Origin of the sequence: Paramylibacter kogurei, assembly GCF_002742285.1 — a bacterium.
Classification (GTDB): domain Bacteria; phylum Pseudomonadota; class Alphaproteobacteria; order Rhodobacterales; family Rhodobacteraceae; genus Amylibacter; species Amylibacter kogurei.
In genome coordinates this window covers 256,734-272,057 of sequence record NZ_MDGM01000003.1, presented here as the reverse complement: position 1 = coordinate 272,057, position 15,324 = coordinate 256,734, and the positions used below count along the sequence as shown (strand labels likewise).

Annotated in this window: 13 protein-coding genes; 5 read left to right on the top strand and 8 right to left on the bottom strand. The window is 47.7% G+C overall.

The features are described from left to right. Nucleotides 1-5: 5 nt before the first annotated feature. From BFP76_RS01925 to BFP76_RS01910, 4 genes are all read right to left on the bottom strand, one after another. Nucleotides 6-647, bottom strand: a complete 642-nt coding sequence (locus BFP76_RS01925) for a YjbF family lipoprotein (protein ID WP_099591476.1) — start codon at nucleotides 645-647, stop codon at nucleotides 6-8. Beyond that, complete coding sequence (locus BFP76_RS01920; protein WP_133117373.1) at nucleotides 644-2,770, bottom strand: YjbH domain-containing protein; 2,127 nt, start codon at nucleotides 2,768-2,770, stop codon at nucleotides 644-646. Before BFP76_RS01920 ends, BFP76_RS01925 begins: the two co-directional genes overlap by 4 nt. Nucleotides 2,771-2,872: 102 nt before the next feature. Further along, nucleotides 2,873-4,063 carry a Wzz/FepE/Etk N-terminal domain-containing protein gene (locus BFP76_RS01915; RefSeq protein WP_099591474.1) on the bottom strand — a complete coding sequence of 397 codons (1,191 nt, stop codon included), beginning with the start codon at nucleotides 4,061-4,063 and terminating at the stop codon, nucleotides 2,873-2,875. 134 nt (nucleotides 4,064-4,197) lie between these two features. Next, a complete protein-coding gene (locus tag BFP76_RS01910) occupies nucleotides 4,198-5,019 on the bottom strand; it encodes an IclR family transcriptional regulator (protein WP_165775630.1) in 822 nt (273 codons plus the stop codon). 302 nt (nucleotides 5,020-5,321) lie between these two features. Between BFP76_RS01910 and BFP76_RS01905 the strand changes: the two genes are divergently transcribed. The 5 genes from BFP76_RS01905 to BFP76_RS01885 are packed head-to-tail and all read left to right on the top strand — an operon-like array spanning nucleotide 5,322 to nucleotide 10,797. Next, on the top strand, nucleotides 5,322-6,932 hold the full coding sequence (locus BFP76_RS01905; RefSeq protein WP_099591472.1) for a peptide ABC transporter substrate-binding protein: 1,611 nt from the start codon (nucleotides 5,322-5,324) through the stop codon (nucleotides 6,930-6,932). 57 nt (nucleotides 6,933-6,989) lie between these two features. Continuing rightward, nucleotides 6,990-7,913: an oligopeptide ABC transporter permease OppB gene (gene oppB / locus BFP76_RS01900; protein WP_099591471.1), complete on the top strand. Its 924-nt coding sequence runs from the start codon at nucleotides 6,990-6,992 to the stop codon at nucleotides 7,911-7,913. Between the two features lie 4 nt (nucleotides 7,914-7,917). Beyond that, a complete protein-coding gene (locus BFP76_RS01895) occupies nucleotides 7,918-8,844 on the top strand; it encodes an ABC transporter permease subunit (protein ID WP_420818646.1) in 927 nt (308 codons plus the stop codon). 1 nt (nucleotide 8,845) lies between these two features. After that, nucleotides 8,846-9,814, top strand: coding sequence for an oligopeptide/dipeptide ABC transporter ATP-binding protein (locus tag BFP76_RS01890; RefSeq protein WP_240513957.1), 969 nt, complete (start codon nucleotides 8,846-8,848; stop codon nucleotides 9,812-9,814). Then, a complete protein-coding gene (locus BFP76_RS01885) occupies nucleotides 9,811-10,797 on the top strand; it encodes an oligopeptide/dipeptide ABC transporter ATP-binding protein (protein WP_099591469.1) in 987 nt (328 codons plus the stop codon). Before BFP76_RS01890 ends, BFP76_RS01885 begins: the two co-directional genes overlap by 4 nt. Nucleotides 10,798-10,799: 2 nt before the next feature. Here BFP76_RS01885 and BFP76_RS01880 read toward each other — a convergent pair whose 3' ends face one another. The 4 genes from BFP76_RS01880 to BFP76_RS01865 form a co-directional block, all read right to left on the bottom strand. Continuing rightward, nucleotides 10,800-11,585: an SDR family oxidoreductase gene (locus BFP76_RS01880; protein ID WP_099591468.1), complete on the bottom strand. Its 786-nt coding sequence runs from the start codon at nucleotides 11,583-11,585 to the stop codon at nucleotides 10,800-10,802. A gap of 124 nt (nucleotides 11,586-11,709) precedes the next feature. Continuing rightward, nucleotides 11,710-12,792, bottom strand: a complete 1,083-nt coding sequence (locus tag BFP76_RS01875; RefSeq protein ID WP_099591531.1) for a DUF1513 domain-containing protein — start codon at nucleotides 12,790-12,792, stop codon at nucleotides 11,710-11,712. Between the two features lies 1 nt (nucleotide 12,793). After that, nucleotides 12,794-13,768 (bottom strand): imelysin family protein, encoded by a 975-nt coding sequence (locus BFP76_RS01870; protein ID WP_205661345.1) that lies wholly within the window; start codon nucleotides 13,766-13,768, stop codon nucleotides 12,794-12,796. After that, nucleotides 13,768-15,279 (bottom strand): di-heme oxidoreductase family protein, encoded by a 1,512-nt coding sequence (locus BFP76_RS01865; protein WP_099591466.1) that lies wholly within the window; start codon nucleotides 15,277-15,279, stop codon nucleotides 13,768-13,770. The genes BFP76_RS01870 and BFP76_RS01865 overlap by 1 nt, the downstream gene beginning before the upstream one ends. Nucleotides 15,280-15,324: the final 45 nt, after the last annotated feature.

The following is a 15,324-nucleotide window of genomic DNA, read 5'->3' as shown; positions in this document are numbered from 1 at the left end:
TTTGGTTAGTTATTTAATATCTCTATGATTGCATGCCCCATTTGTGGGCTGATCCATTGTTGAGATTTCCAAACTTTTCCAGATGCTTGGCTGATCCAATAGCGGTTTTTAAACGCGTGTGTTGGGCTTTTGCAGAATTCTTCAACACGTGTGAGCGTATAGTTTTTCTCTACAATCGTAATCGTGTCGCTGGTTTGCCCTTCAAATTCACAGCTAAATTGAATTTCTGCCAGATGATTTTCAGGAGTGAGATAACGATAGGTCCGCATTTTTTGACCAGACGTTCCCATTGCCATGAGATCATATTCCAACCCACGGGTCGCAACCAGTTTATTGTTTCTGATGGTAAAGGTTTTCCCACCTTTGTTCAAAAATGTTCGATTGGAGCCATTTTGCGATACCATCGTAAACAAAGATTTCACACCCGCTTTGGGCACCGAAATCTGAGCAATACTTTGTTTTACATTTGCAATGCTTGCACGGCTAAGCGGTTTTGGTTTGACGCCTGATCGTTTCGCCTTACGCTCGGCAATCATTTGTTTCGCGGTGTCGCTCATCAATCCGCCACCAGCCACGTTATTTTCGCTGCTACATGCGCCAAGGCTTAATACAATGGCAACCCCAATTGATAGGCCGATTAATTTCATCGCCAAAACCTTCCCCAAGAACCTGATACTGCATTTGTGTGATAGTCTTTCACAATCGGATATAATCGGTTCTCCACATTAAGCCGCGCACCACCATCACGCGTTAATGATGTCAGCGTGTTGTTCACAGTTTTCTTGCTTGATGTACCAATCGCCCATGAAAGCGGAATTTCCATACGCACACCTTTGTCAAAACTGCCTTCGCCAAAATCTTCTGCTGGAACATCTGTCAGGGTCGCATAGGCACCGACTTTCCAGCCATTGTCAAAGGTGCGATCAATTGAGAATGTTGCGCCAACATCACCCGCCAAATAGCGCCCCGCATCCAATTGCAACGCAAATCCGTTATTCATGTCCAAATAGCCAGAGACATGCCCAGTCACGACCGAATAATCGCGAAAACCCAAGCGCATATCAAAATCACGCTGTTTGACATAATTGATTTCGGCGCCCAGCCCCCAGTTTTGTTCAACAGGTTTATACAAAACCTCTGCCGAGACGCCGCCGTACATTTTTTCCAAATAACCGGCCGAAACACGGCCATAAACCGCTGGGGATAGTTTGAACAAATAATCCGCCGTTAAACGATCCAAAGATGGATCACCCTGACGATTGTATTGGCCGATATCCGTACGCACGGCGGGCAGATTGCTTTCACTTGGAGAAGGTTCAAAATCGTTTTTAATGAGCTTTTTGGAAATAGACCCGCTGATAGAAAACCCCGGTGATATGTCCAAATCGCCTCGCAGACGCAAACCACCAGTAATTGCAAATGGGTCGTCAGAATCAAAAACCTTGATCGAAACATATGGTGCAAGCGACCAAGTAAAATCTGGGTATAGTTCGGGATCCAACTCACCAATTGACGGCAGCTTTCGCGCATCGCTTAAATCAAATGCGCGCGCGCTTTTGACAATACCATTTGGATCGTTTTCAAATTTTTCCAACTGATCGCGATTGATCGTCATTGAGGCCACAGGCAAGCCTTGTTCAACAGGTGTGATAACAAACGTATCAACGGAATCTGGCATGACAAATGCCATGGCGCGTGCCGCACGGCCATACGCCTGTGCGGTTGTAATATAGCGTTCATTACGTACGCGCAATTCTGCACGATTTGCGCTGAGCGCCAGTGACTCTACAACCAAACCCTCTTTGTTTAGCAAAGTGTTTAACTGTTTGCGCCCCTTGGCATTGATATTGTCAACGCTTTGCCAATCTGTAGATCGATCCACAGGTCGCGCACGCGGTGTTATTGGAAGTGGTGCGGAATCACGAATGCCACGACCACCCGTTTTGGGGTTAAGTGATGTGGTAAATCGCAAGCCAACTTCGGATCCGTACATGTAATACAGGCCAACGCTGTAGGAGCTATTGCGCGAATATTCCAAACCAAAATTGAGTGGCGATTTGCGATCAAAGGTAATTTCAGATCGACGATTTGGAAAATTTTCGTCGCGATCAAGCGTGTTTTCAATCGCATATTTGTCAGACGAATATTCAACCTTCGCACGCAGCCCCTTTACAGGAGTTTGCCACTCAACACCGCCAAAAAAACCAGCGGGTCCGCTAAACCAATCGTCGATGGATGGTTTCCCGCCCAAGTTTCCTTCGCGATAAACTTGGATGTCATCGCTATTGGAAAAGCGCCCCCAACCAACACCGCCTGTGACCTTTAGCTTGGGCGTGATGTTTTTTGTGGCGACGATATACTGACCAGAATAAATTCCTGTTCCCATAAAATCGCGCAAACCAATGGCGAGAGCAGGGCGAAATTCAGTTTCATCAAGCAAGCGATATTGGAAATCAAAGCTACGATCATATGTTTCGTTATCAAACACCCAGTTATCAATTTTGGTGTATCGAAAGGTGCCCGATAATCGTGGCGTCACCTGAAATGTGAAGGTACCGCGAACAGATCCTGCAAAACTGGAAATTGTGGTGGAAAATTCAGCATCTGGCTGGCTCTCTGCCGATGGCATATCAATCAAGCCAGAGGTTCCAAACATATTCATCGACGGTCCAAATGACAGGGACTGCGCCGAAATGGCCGATGCGCTGACAGTTAGCATCAACGTTGAAATACACCGCAAACGATGTTGGAATTTACTGGCTCTGCCCACTGAACTGCCCCTTCACTTTCGCGATCTTTTGTTGGTTATAACAATAGCATCACCAAAAGCGAAAGTTAAATCGTTGTCCGATAAATTGTGAGCGGTTAAGCGTTACAATACGTGTTGCTGCTTTTGCCAAGCATAAGCATCCCGTAGCGCAACAATAGCTGCGCCAAACAAAAGGGTGATCAACATCGCGATCCCCGTTTTCATCAAAACCCCATATCCAAGTTTTGCACCGTGATTAGCAACGGACAAAATACGGCTTTCGTTCAAGTTGCGATCGTAAACATCTGACATTTGTCGAAACTGTAACAACGCCTGATCATGCAACAGTGAATCTGTGTCGACTTGTCTGTTCAATTCTTGCAGCGTTTCCAAATCGGATGCATATTTTTTGATTTTCTGCGCTAATTGGTTTTCCGCAAATATCAATGAATCGCGTTGCTGTTTGTTGCGCATCTGATCTTTGGTTAGTGCATTATCCTGTAATGATTTCACTTCTTTCAATTTCAAGCGCAGCGCTTCGTCATCCCCAAGATCAGTTGCGGTTTTTGCAGTATGAAATGTGGCGCCATCATCCGCAGGAAACCCTTTGAAATTCACAATCTTGAATTCCCCAGACGCCTGAGTAATCTGCGCGATGCGTTGGCGCGTTTGTGTCATTTGTAAATACAAACGATCCAATTCTTGGGGCAATGATGCATGGGTATTTTGTTTAAATTTGCGCAAATTTTCCAATGAAACGTTCAGGCGGTTTTTGCTCTGCGCGACGCGTTGTGACAAATGTTGCATTCGTGTTTCAGCAACAAAATTGCGATGCTCCATCTGGCGTTCGGTGTATATTTTCACAAGTTCATTCGCCAAATTAATCGCGTTTTCTGCATCACGCGCCGATGCTGAAACCTCGATAATATAGGAATGGCGAATATTTTTAACACTGATTTTGCGCGCCAAATGATCGACAATTTTTTCAGGATCTTCGATTTTCGCATATTCCGTAAATGATGCGACATGCAAACGTTTTGCCAATTCAGCAAGCAAATCACGCGATGTCAGTACCGCCAGCTGTGTATTCGCCGCATATTCCAAAGACGCCGCCGCACCCGTCGCCACAGTTTCACCGCCATCATTTTGGCCCAGTGAAATAACAATCGCAGATTTCGCCTGATACCAATTTGGCGAAAAATAAGTGAAATAAATCGCGGCCATAACGCCGGCGATCAAACCAAGCGCAGCCAAAAACATTTTGGCCCGCCACAATATTGCAGCAAGATGAAATATATTTATATCACGCGACATGGGCACACCATTTTGCGGTGCGGTTAACAATCCATTCTGCAATTTATTGATCTTTCATGGTTCGACCAGTTTCGAATTCGCTGGCCAAACCATTTACGATTTTAATTAAATTTTTGTTAACTTCGAAACGATGACTAGTTCGCCAAAGCAATCGTAATATCATGCGCCGTCTGGCAAATAATTGGCGCAAGCTCTTCTTCGACGCGCTCTACCGTCCAGTTTGGCATGGTTACGCAAATGTTGATTGCCCCGACACCTTGCCGTCCCGGGCCATAAATCGGTGCGCCGACAGATATTTCACCGATAATGCATTCCTGAACAGCGATGGTATATCCTTTGTCCGACACTTCGTTGATCCGACGCAATATTTCCGCAGGGTCAGTCACGGTATGGGGCGTGAGATTACGAATATCAGATTCTTTTAAAATTTTGGCACGATCTTTGTCGGGTAGAGTTGATAAATATGCGCGCCCACTCGCCGTGCAAAACATCGGTGCACGCCCGCCGATGATCGGGTTCACAATGGGGGAATGAAAGCTGGGCAGGCGAGAGACGTAAATCACATCTTGTTCCATTGGAAGCGCAAGGTTCACCGCCTGTCCACAGATTTCACGTGCACGCAACAAATAAGGTGCCGCCAGTGTGTTCGTCGGATCAGACCGTAAAAACGTATAGGAAAATTCCAGTAATTTTGCAGAAGGAAACATACGACGGCTACCCTCTTCGCGTTCGAGATATCCCATTTCAACCAAGGTATAACAAAACCGTTGTGCCGCGCTTTTGCCCAGCCCTGTTTTCAATGCAACTTCGGTCAGGCTCAGCGGTTTTTTTGATTGATGAAAGGCGTGCAATACAAAGAAGCACTTTTCAACCGATCCAACAAACAGCGAGCTACGGTTATCTTCGGCACTGGGTTTTTTTCCATTATGTGTGAGCAATTCCGCCGCATTTGTCATCACTATCATCCCCCCGCACGAAATAATTCGAAATTCCGTTTGCAAATCTAAATCTTCTGGATACAGTTTGTACTGTAATTTGACACAAAGTATTGCAATATAATACTTGGTGTCAATTTAAAATACGCTGGATTGATGATGCAACAGAAAGCCAAAACACGTTATGATTGTAATTTCTGTTCTAGGGTCGTCGTATCCACCGCATGAAAAATAGTGCAAACCACCAAAAGCAGTGTACGATCAAACCAGAATGAAAAATTCAATCTTAGCTGCAATCCAACATGAATGAAGGGAGACTTAAGATGAAAACCAACTTATTTATATCCGCCGCGGCCTGTGCGCTTTTGGCGATGCCCACGATGGCGGCAACGCCAATGGAGGGCGAAAAGCTCGCTGCAGAACAAGTTTACACATACCGCCTGCTTGACGATATCAAATCTTTCGATCCGCAGATCAACACCGATGTTGAAGGATCTGAAATCATGCGTGACCTGTTTGAGGGTCTGATGAACGAAGACGCAACAGGTGGTTTGGTTCCAGGTGCCGCTGAAAGCTATACCGTAAGCGATGACAAACTGACCTACACATTCAATTTGCGCGATGCGAAATGGTCAAATGGCGATCCCGTTACGGCCAATGATTTCGTTTATGCATGGCGTCGTTTAGTCGATCCTGCAACCGCATCTGAATATGCATGGTATATGGAATTGATGGGTGTGAAAAACGCCAGCAAAGTTGTGAAAGGCGAAGTTGCCCCAGATCAGCTTGGCGTACGCGCAGTTGATGACAAAACATTCGAAGTCACAATCGACACGGCATTACCTTATTTTGCCGCCATGACAGTTCACGGTTCAACATTTCCAGTAAACCAAAAGGTTGTGGAAACACATGGTTCCGAATGGACAAAACCGGGCAATCTGGTGGGTAATGGTGCATATGTATTAACCGAATACCGTTCAGGAGAACGCGTGGTGCGTGAACGCAATCCAATGTATTGGGATGATGCAAACACGATCATCGAAAAAACTGTTGGCTTGATTGTGAATGATGAAAACATCGCGCTCACACGTTATTTGGCAGGTGAAATGGATCAAACGGATATTCCCGCCGGTCAATATCCACGCCTGAAAGCGGAACTTCCAGATGATACATATTCATATCCACGCTCGTGTTCGTATATCTATTGGTTCAACCAAGGCGAAAAAGGCAACCCAGCCTTGAAAGACGCGCGCGTACGCAAAGCGTTGTCATACACAATTGATCGCGAAGTCGTCGTTGATCGCATCCTTCAAGGTGGCCAATATCAATCATATAACTTTACCCATCAAAAAACCGCTGGGTTCGAATTGCCAGAAATTGATTATGCAAGCTGGACACAAGCCGAACGCGATGCAAAAGCCAAAGAATTATTGGCAGAGGCAGGATATGGCCCTGATAATCCGCTCAGCGTGAAAATTTCCTATAACACAGACGAAGCGCATAAAAAAATCGCTATCGCTGTGTCACAGTTTTGGAAACAAAAACTGGGTGTGAATACGGAACTGGCAAATTCAGAATGGAAAGTTCACACAACCAATATGCAAAATGGCGATTATGAAATCGCGCGTTACGCATGGTGTGGTGATTATAACGAAGCATCGACATATCTTGATCTGATGACATCATATTCAGGCCATAACGTTTCTGGCTGGAGCGATCCAGAATATGACAAGTTGATGAAAGATTCCAAAACCATGGCGGATCCAAATCCGAACTATGCCGCCGGTGAACAACTGTTGGCCGATAACATGGTGTTTGCGCCAATCTATCAATACACGGGCATCATTATGCTCAAGCCAGAAGTAAAAGGTTTCCCAATCGATAACCTGATGCAAAACTGGTATTCGCGTGAACTGTACATCGTAGAAAAATAATCATATGTGGGGCGGCGCAAACGCGGCGCCCCATCATTTCTGCGATAGGTACACTCCATGTTGAACTATATTATCAAACGGCTGGCGATTGCCGTTCCCACGATCCTCGTATTGATCGTATTTTCGTTTTTGTTGATGCATGCCGCGCCTGGTGGACCATTCACATCAGAACGCGCCGTTCCCCCTGAAATTTTGGCTAATCTAGAGGCAAAATACGGCCTCGATCAGCCGCTTTATATGCAAATCTGGACCTATATTAAAAACGTTGTGTTCCATTTCGATTTTGGTCCGTCATTTACATACAAAGACCGCACGGTGAATGAAATCATTGCCCAAGGTTTTCCAATCACGCTCACCTATGGTTCTGTTGCATTCGTTTTCGCCGTGATCGTTGGCGTATCGCTTGGCGTGGCGGCGGCGATTTACCACAATAGCTGGCTTGATTATTTGGCCGTGGGTATTTCCATTGGCGCACAGGTATTGCCCAACTTTGTTATGGCGCCGATCTTGGTATTGATCTTTACGCTTTGGCTTGGTTGGTTGCCTGGTGGTGGCTGGGAAAACGGCGAGGTTAAATTCCTCATCATGCCTGTGATCGCTCTTTCGACCAGCTTTATGGCGTCAATCGCGCGTATCATGCGATCATCAATGTTAGAAGTGATGAACGCCAATCACATCCGCACCGCACGTGCCAAAGGGTTGCCAACACGCCAAATCATTTTTCGCCATGCACTAAAACCTGCGATGTTACCCGTTGTGTCATATCTGGGCCCTGCATTTGTCAGCATGATCACGGGTTCCGTGGTGATTGATATGTTCTTTTCCACAGGTGGCATTGGTCTGTTCTTTGTGAATGCGGCATTAAACCGTGATTATTCCGTGATGATGGGGATCACGATTTTGATCGGGGTTCTCACCATTCTTTTCAACCTTGTGGTCGATATCATCTATGCATGGATCGATCCGAAAATTCGGTATTAAACATATGTTGATCGAACAAGATAAAATGGAAAATCTCGCCGATGCATTGGTTGCCGCAGAAGTTAAGGGGCGATCACCATGGGTGGATGCACGCAAACGATTTTTCAACAACAAGGCCGCCGTGGCGGGATTGATCGTGCTGATATGTGTTGGGTTGTTTGCATTTCTGGGCGGATATTTCGCAAAATTTAGCAATGATGAAATTGACTTTATGGTCATCGGACAGGTCGCCCAATTGGGCGGGCCATCCATTTCATCGGGGCATTATTTTGGCACCGATGATTTGGGCCGCGATATGTTTGCCCGCGTGGTGCAAGGTACACAAATTTCCCTGATGGTTGGTGTTGTTGGCGCGGCAATCGCGGTGATTGCGGGTACACTTTATGGTGCAACGGCGGGATATGTTGGCGGGCGGATTGATAATATCATGATGCGCATCGTCGATATCTTGATGGCGATCCCATATATGTTCGTGTTGATCTTGCTTCTGGTGATTTTTGGGCGCTCGATTTCCATGCTGTTCGTCGGTATTGGGTTGTTGTCTTGGCTGGAAATGTCACGCATTGTGCGCGGCCAAACCCTGACCCTTAAAAACAAAGAATTCATTGAGGCGGCGCAAGCCACGGGTGTGTCCAGCTTCAAAATCATCACCCGCCATATCGTGCCCAATCTGTTGGGCGTGGTTGCGGTTTATGCAACCTTGCTGGTTCCCCTGATGATCCTGACAGAAAGCTTCATTTCATTCCTTGGGCTTGGCGTACAAGAACCGCTAACTTCATGGGGTGCATTGATTTCCGAGGGTGCTGGAACAATGCAATATGGCACGTTGTGGCAACTGGCGTTTCCATTATTTTTCTTTGTGATAACCCTGTTTGGCTTTTATTTTGTTGGTGATGGTCTGCGCGATGCGCTCGACCCAAAGGATCGTTAAAATGGCACTTCTTGATGTTCAAAATCTGTCTGTGTCATTCAATACCAATGATGGTGTTGTGAATGCGGTCAACGATGTGAGCTTTGCCATGGACGCGGGCCAAACCTTGGCCATTGTCGGCGAAAGTGGTTCGGGCAAAAGCCAAACCGCATTCGCGATACTTGGTTTATTGGCGCAAAATGGCATGTCATCGGGATCGGTTAAATTTCAAGGCAAAGAAATCTTGAACGCACCGCTGGAAAAGTTAAACAAAATCCGCGCCGCCGATATCGCCATGGTGTTCCAAGATCCAATGACATCGCTCAATCCATATATGCGCGTATCCGATCAAATGGCAGAAGTCTTGATTCACCACAAAGGCATGTCAAAAACCGAGGCGATTGCTGAATCTGTGAAAATGTTGGATGCGGTCAAAATTCCCGATGCGGCGGCACGCGTACGGCTTTACCCCCATGAATTTTCGGGCGGGATGCGCCAACGTGTAATGATCGCAATGTCGTTGTTGTGCAAACCAAAACTGTTGATTGCGGATGAACCCACAACTGCCTTGGATGTAACGGTTCAGGCACAAACGATGACCTTGTTTTCAGAGCTTCAATCCGAATTTGGCATGGGTGTTATTTTGATTACCCATGATCTGGGTGTGGTTGCAGGTTTTTGCGAAGAGGTGATGGTTTTATACGGTGGGCGCGTGATGGAACAAGGGCCAACCGATCCAATTTTCGCAACGCCAAGCCATCCTTACACTCGTGGTTTGCTCAAGGCGATCCCGCGTGTCGATCAACTGAACGCCGAACTTGATACAATTCCTGGAAGCCCGCCGAACATGTTGCAAGCACCTAAAGGGTGCCCGTTCGAACCGCGTTGCCAATATGCCCAAGAGGATTGCGTGCAATCCCTGCGCCCATTGACCGAATTTGCCCCTGCGCGCAAACGCGCCTGTAATCGTGAATTGGAGGAATTGGTATGAGCGATCCATTGCTAAAGGTCGAAAATCTCCGCGTTTCATTTCATATCAAATCCGAAGGCGATATGCCGTGGACAAAACCGCGTGAATTGCACGCCGTTGGCGGTGTTGATTTTGAATTGAAACAGGGTGAAACGCTGGGCATCGTTGGTGAATCGGGGTGTGGGAAATCCACATTGGCACGCGCATTAATTCGTATGGTTCCCGGTTCTGGCAACGTGGTTTGGATGGGTGGCGATAATTTGTTGAATGTCAGCAAATCCAAAATGATGAATTACCGCTCTGAAATTCAGATGGTGTTCCAAGATCCGCTTGCATCGCTAAACCCGCGCATGACCGTGGGACAAATCATCGCCGAACCTTTGCGCACACATCAGCCAAATTTAGGCAATGCAGAGGTAAAGGAACGTGTGAAAAAAATGATGCAACAGGTCAGCCTGTTGCCAAACCAAATCAACCGATACCCACATGAATTTTCAGGCGGGCAATGCCAACGCATCGGCATCGCGCGCGCATTGATCGTGGAACCAAAGTTGATCATTTGCGATGAACCGGTTTCGGCGTTGGACGTTTCCATTCAAGCACAGGTGATAAACTTGTTGATGGAATTGCAGCGTAAAATGGGGCTATCGCTTATTTTCATTGCGCATGATTTATCTGTGGTCAAACACATTTCAAACCGTGTGATGGTTTTATATCTGGGCAAGGTGATGGAAGTGGCGGATCGCAATGATCTCTATGATAATCCGCGCCACCCTTACACACAGGCATTGATTTCCGCTGTGCCAATTCCCGACCCCGAGATTGAACGCAACAAGGAAATCATTCTGATTGATGGCGATTTGCCAAGCCCGCTTGCACCGCCTTCGGGTTGTGTTTTTCGCACACGCTGCCCCAAGGCACAGGCGATATGTGCAACCACACCGCCCGCACTTGACCCACAATCAGATCAGGAAACCCATTTGGTTGCCTGTCATTTTACATAACATCATTCACGGCTTGGGCTAGCGGCGGAACCCGCCAAAATCCCACCATCAATGGTCAGTTCAGCGCCGGTCATATATGCCGCCTCGTCGCTGGCAAGCATGACAGCGATTGCAGCAACCTCGGACGGATCACCAAATCGGCGCATCGGTGTGTCGGCCACAATTGCTTCCGTCCGTTTTTCGCGATCAGGGCCATCGCCCAACATCGGTTCCCACATTGGGGTGAGAACGGCAGCGGGGTGAATGGAATTACATCGGATATTCAACCCCTCTTGCGCACAATAAAGCGCCACTGTTTTCGTGTGATTGCGCACCGCCGCCTTTGATGCCGCATAGGCAGCAGCGGCTGGTATCCCGATCATTCCAGAGCGTGACGATATGTTAATGATCGAACCCGCGCCAGATTTACGCATGGCGCCAATCGCATATCGGCAACCCAAAAATGTACCATCACTATTCACCGCATGAACGGCACGCCAATCTGCAAGGCTTGCGTGTTCTGGATCGTGGGGCACCATGCCCTGTTCAAATCCTGTGATACCCGCGTTATTCACCAACACGTCAATCTGTGGATGGTGTCTGGATAATTGCGCCCAGCCATCTTCGGATGCGACATCCAACTGATAAGCAGTACCACCAATTTTGGTGGCAACATCCGTGGCCGATTGCAAATCAATATCTGTGACAATGACCTTTGCGCCCTCGGCGGCAAACGCATGTGAAATGGCCGCACCAATACCGCGACCCGCGCCGGTAATGACGCATGTTTTATGTGATAGACGTTTCATGAAAACCCCAATGATCAGAGAAACCGCATCCGCGGCAAACAGTAGAATTCGATTTTAGCGTACTGAATTGTTCATCTGACTGATCCTTTGGTTGCGCATAAGGTATCGCAAAACGGGGTAAACTTCAAGATCGCTGGCAATTCACCAAATGATTATCCCACGCCAGCGCATGACGTTTTTTCGCGACCAAATCTCCACCGGTACAGGTATACACGCCACCCCCGCCATCGGTGATTTTGAATCCAGCGCGATCGGTTGCGATCCCACATGCATCGGATCGATGCAGCATGGCGCGCAATCCCACTTCGACATCATAGATTTGCACCTTATTACCACGGGGCGATGTCGCGCCGATCTGTGTTCCATCCCCTGAAAACGCAACGCTGCCGATATAGTTTTTCATCTGACGCAATTGTGCAAACGGCGCGTCGAACAACGTTGCCTCTTTGCCAATTTGATGGGTTCCAACCAGCGGTGGTGTTTCTGTTTCATCACCTTGCCACTGCATCCCAAATGCAACCAAACCATCAGCGCGCACATCCATATGACGGATGGAATTTTTGCGAAAATCATCATCCAATTGCATCTGCGCGATTAAATGACCATCGCGTTTAAGATAGCTGATATTGGGTTGCATATCGTCCAGATTTAAAATCTCTCGGCCATGGTCAGGGTGCGTTTTCAATCCGCCATTGGCAACAACTAGTGTTTGATCATCGGGCATCGTGCAAATTTCATGTGGCCCAATTCCACCCGATGTAATTTCACCAATACGGCGGTAATTTTGTGCACGCGACCAAACTCCGATCACACCCTGCCCATGCTCATAATCATTTTCGGTGGTACATAGATAGGCGCCATTTTCCACAAATGTGCCATGCCCATAAAAATGTCGCCCTGCGGGGGCCTCTAATTTTTTGATCAGATCACCATTGGTGCAATCAATGACCAAGGCAAAATTGCCTGGGCGGCGGGCAAAACCAACAGCCTCTGGCGCGGTGGGATGTGCGCAGGCGGCGTGGCCACGATCAGGCAGCGGGATACGAAAAACCTCGCCACCATTATCATCCAATCCAAAAAGCGCAAATGTTCCGCTTGGCTCTTTCGCGGCGGCCAGCAATGTTGGGTTGCCTGCATCGGCCCATGTCAATCGCGGTGTGGTGCTCGCGCTGATCAACCCTGCCAAAAACAAACGACGATTGGTCATATCAATCCCCATCCAACGCATTAAAGCCAAGATTCACACCAAGATATGTGCCAAGCTCCACGCGCATGGCTTCGTTAACGTTATGAACCATGGTTTGCACTGTCTCAATTTGGAACCGTACCCCTAATTCAGAAACGCTTGCGAATGCGGGATCGTTGATTGTTGGCAAAAACCGTAACAATGCCGCCATTGCTTCGTTCGTTTCAGGAGTAGCATCATCACCCAAAGCGCGGATCATTTCGTCCAAGGCAATTAATGTTGCTTGAATATTTGGCAGTGCTCGCGCCGATCGCCAAGCCTCGGCACGTTTTGGCCGTGGGCGTTGAATCGTGCCAAGAGGGCGGGCAATCCGAGATGTTTCAATAAATTCCAACGCGCCCGACAAAGATGTTAGATATGCCTGTGCAGCCTCTTGTTGGGTGAGGTAAACGGGATTTGTTGCATCACCTGCATCGCGCACTATTTTTGCAAATTCGCTCTTCCAAGCCGCGTTCATGGTCGCTGCTTTGCCTGCAATATCTTGGGTAATGCGATCGACCAGTTTACAAGAATAGGACCCTTCTGAAAATTGAATGAAATCTGGATCAAACAACATCATTTCCAATGCCAAAAACCCATGCGCGGCAATTGATACTGTTGCGAAATCTTCGCCATTTTCTATGGCCTTGTCCTGATCTGTAATCAGGCGCGACAATGCCTTGGTGGTGAAACCTTTTTTATCAGGCCAAAATGCCAAAGCCAAAGCGCCGCCCTGTTGTTCCAACGGGCCAAATGACACGATGCTAGCGCCATTCCATGCATCATATGCACGGTGATAATTCGCAATGATATCGTCCCCCTGACAGGAGGATTGCGCCAAGGTTTGCGCGGCATCATCAAAGCGTTGGTAAAATTCCAATGTTACATCAACACCGTGATCAACCCCGCCGTATACGGGCGTTGCCATCAACAAAATTACCGACAAAAATTTACGCATCATAGGCTCTCAATAAATTTAAGAAGCGCGTCACGATCACTGGTTGATAAATCAATCACACGCTGTTTGGCATGTTCGCCTTCACCGCCATGCCAAAGAATGGCTTCGAGCAAATTTCGCGCGCGCCCATCGTGTAAAAACCGTGTGTGTCCGCTGACTTGTTGCGTTAATCCAATACCCCAAAGCGGTGGAGTGCGCCACTCGTTGCCCGATGCCTCACCAGAAATTGAACCATCCGCCAGACCGTTCCCCATGTCATGTAACAACATATCCGTATAGGGCCAGATCAATTGAAAGCTTTGCGCATCTTGATCGACCAATCGGTTGGTTACAAATTTTGGACGATGACAAGCAGCACAGCCAGATTCATAGAAAACTTGTTTCCCCCGCAACACCACTGGATCATCCACGTCGCGTCGCATAGGCACGCCCAAATTGCGCGCATAAAAATTCACCAAATCCATTGCCTCATCGGATATTTCGACATTCCCGTGTTCTTCGGTGCTGCCGTCTGGGGCTGTGCGACAGGTGTTTTGAAATTCGGTGCAGTCACCCCATCCATCTGGAAACAAAGTGCTGGAAATTCCAATGTCATTTTTGAACGCAGTTGCCGATTGTTCCAAAATTGATGGGCTGGTTGCCTTGAGTCCAAAGCGGCCCAATTCAACATTGCGCGTCATTGCGGACAACACCCAATTGGGACGCCCAGATATTCCATCACCGTTGGAATCTTCTGGATCTGCATGTGCAAGAATATCAGCGGCTGGTATCGCCTCTAACAATCCCAACCCGATCATTTGAGGTGCGATGCGTGGCGCCACAATCGTATCCGGATGCAAATCGCCATAAGCCAAGTTTTTCACGGAATAGGTTGGAAATTGAAGCGTCACAACAACACCATCAGATAGCGTAATATCAATGTCGGAAGTGGTGATTTCGAATTGACCTTCCGCCGCAAGGCCAGGGATTGCGAAATCTTGCAATTGTGACCCGTAAATTGGATCAGGCAGGGATGCCACGTAATCTTTGATTGCATCGGTATCTGGCGTCATCGGCGATGAACGTGACAAATTCATCAGCATCGAAACATGGCTGTCATTTTCACCCACCGGAGGATGCCCACGCCCATCTTTTAGGTGGCAGCGCTGACAAGATCGCGCATTATACAATGGGCCAAGCCCATCAGACGCAAGCGTACTGGATGGGGATGACACCCACAGTTTACGAAACAAGGCATTGCCCAGTTTAAAATCCAATTCATCTTCAAAGCTAAGGTTTGCTGAAAAATCGGAAAATGCATTGCTATCGCTGCGCACCCGCACACTGGCCGCACCTGCAGGGCGAGATTCAAATTGTTCAGATTGCGTGAAATCATGCGTGAGCGCGGTGATATTTGCCACGCGTTCAATTTCGGCATCTGTGCGCGGCACGACAACAAGATTGAACGGTTCATTTGGTTGGGCGTTGACGATACCTGCGTATAAACACAGGCAGATAGCTATCCATTTCATGGGCAATCTCTTGTTCATTTTCGCGTCACTACCACGAAAAAACGG

Bases quoted from the DNA above. Each gene is read 5' to 3' on its own strand.
- BFP76_RS01925 (WP_099591476.1), bottom strand. From the start codon at position 647: ATGAAATTAATCGGCCTATCAATTGGGGTTGCCATTGTATTAAGCCTT.
- BFP76_RS01915 (WP_099591474.1), bottom strand. From the start codon at position 4,063: ATGTCGCGTGATATAAATATATTTCATCTTGCTGCAATATTGTGGCGG.
- BFP76_RS01910 (WP_165775630.1), bottom strand. From the start codon at position 5,019: ATGACAAATGCGGCGGAATTGCTCACACATAATGGAAAAAAACCCAGT.
- BFP76_RS01905 (WP_099591472.1), top strand. From the start codon at position 5,322: ATGAAAACCAACTTATTTATATCCGCCGCGGCCTGTGCGCTTTTGGCG.
- oppB (WP_099591471.1), top strand. From the start codon at position 6,990: ATGTTGAACTATATTATCAAACGGCTGGCGATTGCCGTTCCCACGATC.
- BFP76_RS01895 (WP_420818646.1), top strand. From the start codon at position 7,918: ATGTTGATCGAACAAGATAAAATGGAAAATCTCGCCGATGCATTGGTT.
- BFP76_RS01890 (WP_240513957.1), top strand. From the start codon at position 8,846: ATGGCACTTCTTGATGTTCAAAATCTGTCTGTGTCATTCAATACCAAT.
- BFP76_RS01885 (WP_099591469.1), top strand. From the start codon at position 9,811: ATGAGCGATCCATTGCTAAAGGTCGAAAATCTCCGCGTTTCATTTCAT.
- BFP76_RS01880 (WP_099591468.1), bottom strand. From the start codon at position 11,585: ATGAAACGTCTATCACATAAAACATGCGTCATTACCGGCGCGGGTCGC.
- BFP76_RS01875 (WP_099591531.1), bottom strand. From the start codon at position 12,792: ATGACCAATCGTCGTTTGTTTTTGGCAGGGTTGATCAGCGCGAGCACC.
- BFP76_RS01870 (WP_205661345.1), bottom strand. From the start codon at position 13,768: ATGCGTAAATTTTTGTCGGTAATTTTGTTGATGGCAACGCCCGTATAC.
- BFP76_RS01865 (WP_099591466.1), bottom strand. From the start codon at position 15,279: ATGAAATGGATAGCTATCTGCCTGTGTTTATACGCAGGTATCGTCAAC.